The sequence below is a fragment of the Thalassospira lohafexi genome (assembly GCF_002844275.1).
GTDB classification, from domain to species: Bacteria; Pseudomonadota; Alphaproteobacteria; order Rhodospirillales; family Thalassospiraceae; genus Thalassospira; species Thalassospira lohafexi.
Genome location: NZ_NXGX01000001.1, coordinates 715,612 through 726,941 on the forward strand (window position 1 = coordinate 715,612; position 11,330 = coordinate 726,941).

Genomic DNA, 11,330 nt, shown 5'->3' on the forward strand with positions numbered 1-11,330 from the left:
ACTTTTTGGTGCCTTCTTCCCTTAAGTTAGCACAAAGGTCATCTTCAGGTCATCCAAAGACCTGATCTGGAAAGGACCCATCCAATGAGTTTTATAAATCGTACCATTCTTATCACCGGTGGCAATTCGGGAATTGGCCTGGCTCTGGCAGAAGCCCTTCAATCCAAAGGCAACCGCATCATTGTCACCGGGCGCAAGCAGGAAAGCCTGCAGGCCGTGCTCGACCGTAATTCGGATATGGTAGGATATCAGCTCGATGTCACCGATGATGCTGCACTGGCTGCGTTTCCGGCCAAGGTGATTAGCGATCATCCCGAGCTTGATACCGTGATTCTCAACGCCGGCATCATGGAGGGGGAGGACTACACCGCCAGCTCGGTCACCGTTGATGTCGCAAACCGGACGATTGCTACAAACCTGACCGCACCCATTGCCATGGCGGCGGCCTTCCTGCCGCATTTGCAATCCCGGCCCAAGTCGGCATTGATTACGGTGTCATCCGGGCTCGCCTTCGTGCCCAAGGCCGCAAACCCGGTTTACTCGGCCACAAAGGCAGCCATCCATTCATGGACGCAGGCCGTGCGTCATCAATTGCGCGGGACATCGGTCGCCGTGCATGAAATCGCGCCGCCACTGGTTGCAACCGAACTCACACCGGGGCAGTCAAAGATCGAAGCCGCAATGTCCCTGCAGGAATTCACTGATGAGGTGGTCGGCATCATGTCGCGCGACCAAGTGCCGGGTGAAATTCTGGTGTCACGCGTGAGCTTCCAGCGCAATGCCGAGGCCGAACACCGTTACGAAGCGGCCTTCACCGCGATTAACGGTTAGTCGCCGGGCGGAGCTCTGGCGGACGGGAATGGGTGCTATTCCTGTCCGCCTTGCGCGGCTGGCCTGACTGCATGACGACAACTCCGGTTATGATTGCTGCCATCGCAATGAGATCAAACAGGTGAACCGTTTCGCCCAAGATCAACGCTCCGGTCAAAAGGCCGATCACCGGCGGGATATAGGTGACACTGGCGGTTTTGACCGCACCAAGGTTCTCGACCAAATAATAAAAGCACATAAAGGCGATGCCCGTGCCAAACAGGCCCAGCCCAATAAACAGCGATCCTGCGGCTTTCCAGTCGGTGAAGATCATCTCAAGTCCATCAAAATCGCCAATCACCATGGCGGTCAGTGACGACAGGCCCAACTGATACGTGCACAGCGCAATCGGTGAAATGCCAAGCGGGCTCAGGAACTTTCGGGCATAGACAAACGACAGTCCAACACATGCTGATCCAAACGCGATGTACAGAACACCGGTCAAATCATTGTTGGCAATATTGGCGTCCCAGGGCCGTGCAATCACAATGACCCCGCCAAACCCGATCAAAAGGCCGGTGATGGAGCGAAAGTTAACCGGTTCGCTGCGCAGGAAAATCGCCGCTCCGACAAAGGAAAAAAGCGGGATTGCACCGCTTAGCATGCCCGCGCTGCTTGTTGGCAAAAGTGAAATGCCTTTGGCAAAGGCAAAATAGTAAACGGTAGCCGCCATCAGCGACATCACCACAAAATGGTGGATGTAGCGGACATGCTCCCAGCGCAGAACTTTGCGCGACAGGGCAAAAGCCAGCACGGGCAAAAACCCTATCACCACACGCACCATAACGATCTGCATCGGAGACACCACACCGCCTGCGATCTTGTTGAACAAAAACGTCATGCCCCAAAGAAGGGCCAGAAAACCAAAAACAAGATACGAGGTGGGGATGCTGCGTTTCATGGCGGTACTTTCGGTGGCGGTGATTGCCAGATTGTAGGCAGCACGCAGATCGGCTACAAATCATGTTATCTGTTCAATGAAATAGAAAAATTGCATCATGGCTGCATATCCACCGCTGAATTCATTGCGTGCGTTCGAGGCATCTATTCGACTAAATAGTTTTTCTCTTGCTGCCGAGGAACTGAACGTCACACCGGGGGCTGTTGGTCAGCAGATCAAAAAGCTTGAAGACTGGCTGGGGATGGAGCTGTTTACCCGGTCCGTTCGGCAGGTGCGCCCAACTGCGGATGGATTGGATTATGCCGCGCGCATTGGGCCTGCCTTGCGCCAGATCGTCGATGCCAGCCAGCAGGTGCGTGGGCGTTCTGATCGCTCGGTACGGGTTGTGATGCCGCCAAGTTTTGCCGCAAAATGGTTTTCACGGCGGATGGCCCGCTTTTTGATCGATTATCCGACAACGTCGCTTCATGTCGGATCGCAAAGCCAAATGATCGATTTTAACCGGGACCCGGTCGATATCGCTGTGCGCTATTTTGATGGATGCGATGACAGCCTTGAGACAGTTCTGCTGTATCGTGGGCGGGCTGCGGCCTATTGCGCGCCGTCTTACCGTGATTACATGGGATTGGCAAAACCATCCGATCTGGTTCGGGCAACCTTGCTCAATGATATTTTGCATGCGTGGTGGCCGGAATGGCTGGGGGCTTATGCCGGTTTGAGTGCGGCGAATGTCAGCACGATCACGCAGATTGAAATCGATCAGACCTCGATGGCCATCGAAGCTGCCATTCACGGGCAAGGCGTGGTTTTGGCCAATCCGCTACTGACCGAAGAAGACATTGCCGAGGGCAAGCTGGTCCACCTCTTCCCCGAAAACGTCCTCACCGTTCCGTTCGGCTATTACCTGGTTCACCCCAAAAATCGCGCCCATCGCGGTCAGGTAAAGCTGTTTCGCGATTGGCTGCTGGCTGAGGCACATGAGCTTGACGTTGGCTGACGTGATTTCGTCATAAGGCGTGACACGTTTTGTTCAAGATTCGGCTTGGCCGGGTTTGGTCTCCGCAGAGCTAACCCAAGCTTAGCTGAAGTCTTGCTGTTTTCCTCCTCTGCAGACCCGCGGACTCCCTACGCGGTCTTCGGCGACTCTGGCGCCTGATATACGCGCAACTCAGCCGGGAATTTTCTTTGAATCATTCTTTTTAACGGCAAACACATGCTGTGTGTTTGTGTTTTTTGCTCATGTGCGGCGCAATAATGATCGTTTTGTTTCATTTTGTGACTAAAATATTGCAAAAAAGATAAAGATCGTTCATCGTCAACGGTAATGATCGGTGGAAATAAAACCGACACTCTAGGGATGGACGTCGAATGAGTGATCTACCAAGACACCAGGCAATCGTTGAATTGCTGGAAGAAAAGACCTTTGTTTCGGTCAATGAGCTTGCATCTGTCATGGGTGTCTCGTCTGCTACGGCGCGACGCGATATCGAAAAGCTTTCGGATGCGGGATTGGGCCAGAAAGTTCACGGTGGAATCGCGGCAAACGCGGTGCCCATGCAGCGTCGTGCGGTCAATCTTCCCTTCATTGAAAACCGTGACATTGCGGTCGAGAATAAACGCGCAATTGCCCAGGCCGCCGCGAGCCTTGTGCGCGATGGTTCATCAATCATCATTCATGCGGGTTCGACCTGTTTTCACTTCGGTACACAGATTGCGTCGCGCAATATTCGCGTCTTTACCAATTCAACGCCGCTTGCGGGCTATCTCTCGGAAAATGGCACGTGCCAACTGACGGTAGGTGGCGGTGATGTGCACCGTGAACCGGGGATTCTCTATGATCCTGCGGGCAAGGGCTATGACTTCTTTGCGGATCAGTTCTTTGTGGGAGCTCTTGGGATCAGCTCACAAGGGCTGCTCGAAAGTCATCCTTTGCTCGTGCGTTTGTGTGACGACATGTCACGACAGGCAAATGAAACGATCGTCCTCGTTGACAGTCGCAAGTTCGCCGAGCGCCCACCGACGGTCGCGCTGCCGCTCACGCGTGTTCATCGGCTCATCACGGATGACGGCTTAACCGATGCCGATGCCAAGGTTTTAGAAGATCACGGTGTTGATTACGTGGTTGTGGAAGCAAGGGAGAGCAAAGGAAAATGACCCCACAAGAACACCCTTTGCTTGAGATGCGCGACATTTCCAAGACCTTCGGGTCAGTTGTTGCGCTGTCAGGCGTATCGCTCACGGCGTATGGCGGCGAGGTTCACGCCCTAATGGGGGAAAACGGTGCTGGAAAATCAACACTGATGAAGATCCTGTCGGGGGCCTATACCCCTGATGCTGGCGGTGATATCCGCATCAATGGGACGGCCATTCAGACCGGAAGTCCCAAAATTTCCCAAGCCAACGGGATTGCCGTGATCTATCAGGAATTGACGCTGGCCCCCAACCTGACGGTTGCGGAGAATGTCTTCCTTGGCAATGAGCGCACACGCCGTGGTATCGTCGACCGGGCCGCAATGCGCGAAGAAACAACCCCAATCCTAAAGCGTCTTGGCGTCAAATTCAGTGCGTCAACGCAGGTGGCGTCCTTGTCGCTTGGCGAACGCCAACTGGTCGAAATTGCGCGCGGAATGTCGCGCGGGGCACGGATCATCGTGATGGATGAACCGACGACGTCCTTATCAAGCAGCGAAACCGAAAAGTTGTTTGACGTGATCGCCGGATTGAAGGCCGAAGGCATTGCGATCATTTATATTTCGCATCGCATGGAAGAAATATATCGCCTGTCTGACCGGTGCTCGGTTCTGCGTGATGGCCACTATGTCGGCACACTCGAACATGACGATTTAAATGCCGAGCGCCTGGTGTCGATGATGGTCGGGCGCGATATGTCGACATTCTACACCAAGGAACACAAGCCCCACACCGGCGAGCGTGACATCGTTTTGTCAGTGAAAGGCATGACCGATTCTCGTCTGGTGAAAGACTGTTCGTTTGATGTTCATCAGGGCGAAGTTCTGGGCATTGCCGGGCTTGTCGGTTCTGGTCGGACAGAACTTGCGCGTTTGATTTATGGTGCTGACCCTGCCGTATCGGGCAAGGTATTTTTGAACGGTAAGGACGTGACACCGACATCACCGCGTGATGCCCTGGCCGAAGGGATCGCCTACCTGACCGAGGATCGTAAGGAACTTGGTCTGTTTCTTGATATGTCGATCTCCGACAATATCAATATATCGGTGATGGAAAACGATTCCGGTCTTGGTGGGACACGCCGCTTTGGCAAAGAAGAAGCGCGCGCACGTCAGTCGTTTGAGAACCTCGAAATCAAATCACCGTCCTCCAAAATCACGGTCGGCTCGCTGTCTGGTGGCAATCAGCAGAAGGTTCTGCTTGCCCGCCTGCTTGAAGCCAAACCCAAGGTCATCATCCTCGATGAACCGACGCGGGGTGTGGATGTTGGTGCGAAATCGGAAATCTACCGCCTGATCGACGGTCTTGCTCAGCAGGGCATTGCGATCATGATGATTTCCAGCGAATTGCCCGAAATCATTGGCGTGTCTGATCGTGTGTTGGTCATGCGAGAGGGTGTCATCGCCGGCGAGATATCTCCGCAAGACGGCAAGGCCATTGAGCAAGAAGATATCATGCGACTTTCAACGGGCCCCTCGGCCAGCCCTTCTGGCGATCATCCCCGTCAAACAGTAACCGCATAAGCTGCCTTATCCTGACTCCCAAAAAGATGGAGACCGAGACGTGACCAACATCGCTGATGCCCAAAACAAGAACAACAGCTTAAAAATACAAGGCGTGATCAGGGCGCTGGGTATGCTGCCGGTTCTGATTCTGCTGGCCATTGGGTTCCAGCTTCTGACGGGCAAGTTTCTTTCAGTGAACAACCTGTCCATCGTGATGCAACAGGCATCGATTAATATTGTCCTCGCAGCGGGGATGACTTTTGTGATCCTGACTGGCGGGATCGACCTGTCTGTCGGCTCGGTCCTTGCTGCATCGGCGATGGGGGCTCTTATTGTGTCTCTTGTGCCGGGCATCGGGTGGATGGCTATTCCTGCTGGACTGGCCTTGGGGCTGATGTTTGGTCTGGTTAATGGGGCTTTGATCGCGTTGTTGGCCTTGCCACCGTTTATTATCACCTTGGGTTCATTAACCGCCGTTCGCGGTGTTGCCCGACTGATGGGCGAAGACACCACGGTCTTTAACGGACAGCTTCCCTTCGCCGTCATCGGGAATGGTTCCTTTCTGGGGATTCCCATTCTGGCGCTGATTGCATTGACCGTCATCGTGGCGTGTTGGTTCATCTTGCGGCGTACGGTTCTGGGGACTTGGATTTATGCCATCGGTGGCAATCACGAAGCAGCCCGTTTGACCGGGATTAAGGTTTCATTTGTTCTGCTGTTTGTTTATGGCGCGTCCGGTTTTCTGGCCGGGGTTGGCGGTATTATGTCTGCCGCACGACTTTATGCCGCCAACGGCCTGCAACTTGGTCAGGCCTACGAACTCGACGCTATTGCGGCCGTGATCCTTGGCGGGACCAGCTTCGTCGGTGGCGTCGGTTCAATCTGGGGCACACTTGTTGGCGCGCTGATCATTGCTGTGCTGACCAATGGTCTGATCCTGACAGGTGTTTCCGATATTTGGCAATTCATCATTAAGGGGCTCGTCATTATCGCTGCCGTTTCCCTTGATCGCTACCGCCTCAAAAGCGGTAACCGCACCTAAGTCTCTCAATGACAAAAATGCATATCTATCTAGGAGGAAAAAATGCAAATTACCAAGAACCTCATGCCGGTACTCAAGAAAATGATGCTGGGCACGGCTCTTGCTGCCTCATTGGCGGGCGGTTTGATGCCGTCGGCGGCACAGGCCGACGATAAGAAACTCGAAAGCATCGGCATCTCTGTTGGTCTGCTGGGCAACCCGTTCTTTGTTGCCACCATCAAAGGCATCGAAGACCACGCCCGCGCAATCAATCCGGATGTCGACATCACCTCGGTATCTGCTGACTACGATCTCAATAAGCAAGTCAGCCAGATTGACAGCTTCATTGCCAAGGGCGTTGACATCATCATGCTCAATGCTGTTGACGACGAGGCAATTGCGCCTGCCGTGATGCGCGCAAAGAATGCTGGTATTGTCATCGCAGCTTTTGACGTGTCCGCACCGGGTGCCGATGTCACGGTTATGACTGACAATATCGCCGCAGGCCGCAAGGCATGTGAATACATCGTCGAGCAACTTGACGGTAAGGGCAATGTTGCCATCATCAAAGGCCCGTCGTCGTCCTCGCTGAACGACCGCTTCAAAGGTTGCTCAGATGTCTTCGCCGCTGCCGGCGGGATAACCGTTCTCTCCGATGGCCAGAACGGCCAAGGTTCGCGTGATGGCGGCCTGCAGGCTATGCAGGGGCTTCTGACCCGTTTTGATGATCTTGATGCTGTGTTCGGTGCGAATGATCCGATGGCGCTTGGTGCGCAACTCGCAGCAAAGCAGTTGGGTCGGACCAATTTGATCATCACCGGTGTTGACGGTGCACCAGACACCGAAGCCAGCCTTGCTGAGGCAGACTCTTTGCTTAAAGCTTCCGCATCGCAGGATCCCTACACGATGGCCGGTCGTGCGCTTGACATGGGCTACGCATTCTTCCAGGGCGAACGTCCAGAACAGCCGACCGTCCTGATCGAGCCGATGCTGATTACGGCTGACAACCTTGATGAATACAAAGGTTGGACCGCCAAGCGTTAAGCTTCGTTTACATGGTGCGCCGGTTGCCGGCGCACCATTCTTTTGACTTTCTCTGATACCGGATGATGACCATCATGAACCTTGATACGCTGAAAGCGAATGTGCTTAACGCGAACCTTGCAACCGTTCGTCACGGACTGGTCAAGGCAACCTTCGGCAACGCCAGCGGCATTGATCGCGAAAGTGGTCTTATCGCCATCAAGCCAAGCGGCGTACCCTACGAAGACATGACGGCCGATCATATGGTGGTCTGTGATCTTGATGGCCGCAGTCAAACCAACCTGTATCGTCCATCATCTGACCTTGAAACACATCTCGCACTTTACCGTGCGTTCGATGGTGTTGGTGCGATTATTCACACCCACTCCACCTTTGCGACGATCATGGCTCAGGCGCGCCATCCAATCATTTCGCTGGGGACCACGCATGCCGATTATTTTCACGGCACGATCCCGGTCACCCGCAATTTGACGCCAGAAGAAATCAAGTCACGCTACGTCGCCGCAACGGGTGACGTCATTGTCGAAGCATTCGAAGGGCGTGATCCGCTTGAGGTCCCCGCCGCATTGGTCGCGGGCCACGGCCCCTTTGTCTGGGGTGATACGCTTGAAAGTGCGGTTTTGAATGCGATGATCCTTGAAGAAGTTGCAAAAATGGCATGGCATACCTTGACCATTTCACCTTCCGCATCGCCGATTTCACAGGACCTTCAGGATCGCCATTATCTGCGAAAGCATGGTGAAAACGCGACCTATGGACAGAACTGAGAGATAACACATGACCTATGTTGTCGGTGCCGATTTCGGCACACTTAGCGTCCGCGTTACGTTGATGGATTGCGACAGCGGTGCGACAGTTGCATCTGTCTCGGAAGGCTATCCGTTGCATCGAAACCCTGCCGATCCGCTGATGGCGCGTCAAGCCCATGCCGATCACATGGCATCCCTCGTCCGGGCGACCCGTGGTGCGATTAAGGCGGCCGGTATTGATGGCCACGACATCGCGGCTTTTGCGGCTGATACCACCGGGTCAAGCGTCGTGGTGGTCGATGAAAACTTACAGCCACTGGCTGATTATTACCTTTGGGCCGATCATTCCGCCCATGCCGAGGCCGAAGAAATCACAGCATTGGCGCGGCGCGAAGGACTGGAAGCACTCGACTGGTGCGGTGGCACATATTCCCACGAATGGGGCTATGCCAAACTGCTGCATTTCTTGCGCAACAATCCGGACAAACGCGATCAGGTTGCGACCGCCCTTGAACATTGCGACATGGTGGCAGCGACCCTGTCGGGCGTTAAGGGTGTTTCTGACATTCCCCGGTCGATTTGTGCAATGGGGCATAAATGGATGTGGAACCCAAAATGGGGCGGGTATCCATCGCAGGATTTCCTGTCGCGCGTTGATCCGTTGTTGGATGGCATCAATGAAAAGCTTGAAGGCCGCTTTGGCATGGCACCGGAAGTCGCCGGGTATTTGTCTGAAGAATGGGCTGAAAAACTGGGCCTGAAACCCGGAATTCCGATCCCGTTTGGGGCGTTTGATGCCCATTGGGATGCGCTGGGGAGCGGCGGCACGCAGGGTGATGTGGTCAACGTGGTTGGCACGTCCACCTGCTTTATCGCAATTGCACCTGATGATGTTGTTCCGGTTCCGGGTATTTGCGGCGTTGTACCGGGCAGTGTCACGCCCGAAACAACTGGTATCGAAGCTGGTCAGTCGGCAACTGGGGACGTTTTCGAAGCCATCGCCAGACGGTCGGGTCGCGATTTGCCGACCTTGATGCAAGGATTGGATGCCTATCGCCCCGGTCAAACCGGGCTTTTGCGCCTGCCGTGGGATAATGGTGACCGCACCGTTCTGGTCCGTCCTGATTTGGGCGGCATTACGCTGGGGTGGGATTTGGGGCATGAGGCCGAAGACGAACTTCACGCCGCCATCGAAGGCATGGCAATGCACACCCGCATCATCCATGACCGGATGGAACAATGCGGCATGAAAATTCGCCATGTTGTGAATGGCGGTGGTATTCCCCAAAAGAACGACGTTCTCAATCAGGTCTATGCCGATGTGTTAAATCGTCCTGTGCATGTGCCTGAAAGCTCCCCAACCGGGGTTGGGTCGTGCATCATGGCGTCCGTTGCCTGTGGGGCGATCGCTGACATTGCAACCGCACAGAAACGGCTTGCGCCCAAGCCACGTATTATCAATCCGCGGCCAGATGCGGTTGCAACCTATAACGAATTGTTTGAAATCTTCCGCGCGATTTATATGGGCTTCGGACAAGGGGACCCGCTTGATCTTGGAAGTATCTTGCCGCGTCTTCGCGCCTTTCGTATTGGCGGGTAACGGCCCCAAAGGTCGTCGTAACAACGTCGTTTGAGTGTTCAAAAATCAAAACAAAAAGCCCCGGCCGTTTAAAACGTGCCGGGGCTTTGTTTTGTTTGCGGTGGATTGCCTTAGTCGGCAAACACACGGGTAAAGATCGTGTCGACATGCTTGGTGTGATAGCCAAGGTCAAACAGCGCTTCGAGCTTATCGGTCGGGATTTTGGCGGTAACGTCTTCGTCGGTTTTCAGAAGCGACAGAAGATCGCCTTCGCGGTTCCAGACCTTCATCGCGTTACGCTGAACGATGCGATATGAATCTTCGCGCGACACGCCATATTGGGTCAGGGTCAGCAACACACGCTGCGAGAACACCAATCCACCCATCTGATTAAGAATCTCGTCCATCCGTTCCGGATAGATGACAAGGTTCTCAACCACATTGGCCAAACGCATCAAAGCAAAATCAAGCGTCACGGTCGCATCTGGACCGATATTACGTTCGACCGAGCTGTGCGAAATGTCACGTTCATGCCAAAGGGCAACGTTTTCCATTGCCGGGATTGCCATTGAACGCACCAGACGGGCAAGACCGGTCAGGTTTTCGGTCAAAACCGGGTTGCGTTTGTGTGGCATCGCCGAGGAGCCTTTCTGCCCCTTGGAGAAAAACTCCTCAACTTCGCGCACTTCGGTGCGCTGCAGATGACGAATTTCGGTTGCCAGATGTTCGATCGACGATGCGATGACACCCAGAACCGCAAAATAGGCCGCATGGCGGTCGCGCGGGATCACCTGTGTTGAAACCGGTTCTGGTTTCAGACCAAGTTTCGCAGCAACATGTTCTTCAACGCTCGGATCGATGTTGGCGAATGTGCCAACAGCACCGGAAATCGCACAGGTGGCGATTTCTTCGCGCGCAGCAACCAGACGATCACGGTTGCGCTTGAATTCGGCATAGAAGGTGGCAAGTTTCAGACCAAAGGTCACCGGTTCTGCGTGAATGCCGTGCGAACGGCCCATGCAGGGGACGTCTTTGGTTTCATAGGCGCGCTTTTTAAGCGCTGCCAGAAGCTTGTCCATATCTTCAAGCAGGATGTCGGTTGCTTGGGTCAACTGAACGTTAAAGCAGGTATCAAGAACGTCCGAGCTGGTCATGCCCTGATGAACAAAGCGGGCTTCTTCGCCAACCTGTTCAGACAGTTCGGTCAGAAACGCAATGACGTCATGTTTGACTTCGGCCTCGACGGTGTCGATGCGATCAATACGGTCCTGAGTATAAGGTTTGTCACCTTTTTCCCAAACCAGCTTGGCAGATTGGGTCGGGATAACACCGAGTTCAGCCAGTTTGTCAGCAGCGTGTGCTTCGATTTCAAACCAGATACGGAATTTGTTCGCCGGTTCCCAGATGGTAGTCATCTGTGGACGGGAATAACGGGGGATCATGCGGTCGCCTCCGGGCAAGATGGTTGGGT

10 protein-coding genes are annotated in these 11,330 nt (G+C 54.3%); 8 read left to right on the forward strand and 2 right to left on the reverse strand.

Annotated features, from left to right (window positions below; translation table 11 throughout):
• Window positions 1-84: 84 nt before the first annotated feature.
• Complete coding sequence (locus COO92_RS03240) at window positions 85-831, forward strand: SDR family oxidoreductase (RefSeq protein ID WP_101299811.1); 747 nt, start codon at window positions 85-87, stop codon at window positions 829-831.
• Here COO92_RS03240 and COO92_RS03245 read toward each other — a convergent pair.
• Window positions 821-1,771, reverse strand: coding sequence for a DMT family transporter (locus COO92_RS03245; RefSeq protein ID WP_101299813.1), 951 nt, complete (start codon window positions 1,769-1,771; stop codon window positions 821-823). The genes COO92_RS03240 and COO92_RS03245 overlap by 11 nt on opposite strands.
• A 97-nt stretch (window positions 1,772-1,868) precedes the next feature.
• On the opposite strand from COO92_RS03245, the gene COO92_RS03250 reads away from it, so the two are divergent.
• The 7 genes from COO92_RS03250 (at window position 1,869) to COO92_RS03280 (ending at window position 9,880) form a co-directional block, all read left to right on the forward strand.
• Window positions 1,869-2,768: a LysR substrate-binding domain-containing protein gene (locus tag COO92_RS03250; RefSeq protein ID WP_101299814.1), complete on the forward strand. Its 900-nt coding sequence runs from the start codon at window positions 1,869-1,871 to the stop codon at window positions 2,766-2,768.
• 371 nt (window positions 2,769-3,139) lie between these two features.
• Window positions 3,140-3,925, forward strand: coding sequence for a DeoR/GlpR family DNA-binding transcription regulator (locus COO92_RS03255; protein WP_101299816.1), 786 nt, complete (start codon window positions 3,140-3,142; stop codon window positions 3,923-3,925).
• Window positions 3,922-5,484, forward strand: coding sequence for a sugar ABC transporter ATP-binding protein (locus COO92_RS03260; protein ID WP_101299818.1), 1,563 nt, complete (start codon window positions 3,922-3,924; stop codon window positions 5,482-5,484). The genes COO92_RS03255 and COO92_RS03260 overlap by 4 nt, the downstream gene beginning before the upstream one ends.
• 40 nt (window positions 5,485-5,524) lie before the next feature.
• Window positions 5,525-6,508: an ABC transporter permease subunit gene (locus tag COO92_RS03265; RefSeq protein WP_240626295.1), complete on the forward strand. Its 984-nt coding sequence runs from the start codon at window positions 5,525-5,527 to the stop codon at window positions 6,506-6,508.
• Window positions 6,509-6,550: 42 nt separating this feature from the next.
• Complete coding sequence (locus tag COO92_RS03270; RefSeq protein ID WP_206186345.1) at window positions 6,551-7,531, forward strand: ABC transporter substrate-binding protein; 981 nt, start codon at window positions 6,551-6,553, stop codon at window positions 7,529-7,531.
• 74 nt (window positions 7,532-7,605) lie between these two features.
• Window positions 7,606-8,298, forward strand: a complete 693-nt coding sequence (gene araD / locus COO92_RS03275; RefSeq protein WP_101300060.1) for an L-ribulose-5-phosphate 4-epimerase AraD — start codon at window positions 7,606-7,608, stop codon at window positions 8,296-8,298.
• A 10-nt stretch (window positions 8,299-8,308) separates the two neighbouring features.
• Window positions 8,309-9,880, forward strand: coding sequence for a ribulokinase (locus COO92_RS03280; RefSeq protein ID WP_101299820.1), 1,572 nt, complete (start codon window positions 8,309-8,311; stop codon window positions 9,878-9,880).
• Between the two features lie 110 nt (window positions 9,881-9,990).
• Here COO92_RS03280 and purB read toward each other — a convergent pair whose 3' ends face one another.
• A complete protein-coding gene (gene purB / locus COO92_RS03285; RefSeq protein ID WP_101299822.1) occupies window positions 9,991-11,301 on the reverse strand; it encodes an adenylosuccinate lyase in 1,311 nt (436 codons plus the stop codon).
• Window positions 11,302-11,330 lie beyond the last annotated feature (29 nt).

Coding starts and splice junctions, on each gene's coding strand:
- COO92_RS03240 (WP_101299811.1), top strand. CDS start 85: ATGAGTTTTATAAATCGTACCATTCTTATCACCGGTGGCAATTCGGGA.
- COO92_RS03245 (WP_101299813.1), bottom strand. CDS start 1,771: ATGAAACGCAGCATCCCCACCTCGTATCTTGTTTTTGGTTTTCTGGCC.
- COO92_RS03250 (WP_101299814.1), top strand. CDS start 1,869: ATGGCTGCATATCCACCGCTGAATTCATTGCGTGCGTTCGAGGCATCT.
- COO92_RS03255 (WP_101299816.1), top strand. CDS start 3,140: ATGAGTGATCTACCAAGACACCAGGCAATCGTTGAATTGCTGGAAGAA.
- COO92_RS03260 (WP_101299818.1), top strand. CDS start 3,922: ATGACCCCACAAGAACACCCTTTGCTTGAGATGCGCGACATTTCCAAG.
- COO92_RS03270 (WP_206186345.1), top strand. CDS start 6,551: ATGCAAATTACCAAGAACCTCATGCCGGTACTCAAGAAAATGATGCTG.
- araD (WP_101300060.1), top strand. CDS start 7,606: ATGAACCTTGATACGCTGAAAGCGAATGTGCTTAACGCGAACCTTGCA.
- COO92_RS03280 (WP_101299820.1), top strand. CDS start 8,309: ATGACCTATGTTGTCGGTGCCGATTTCGGCACACTTAGCGTCCGCGTT.
- purB (WP_101299822.1), bottom strand. CDS start 11,301: ATGATCCCCCGTTATTCCCGTCCACAGATGACTACCATCTGGGAACCG.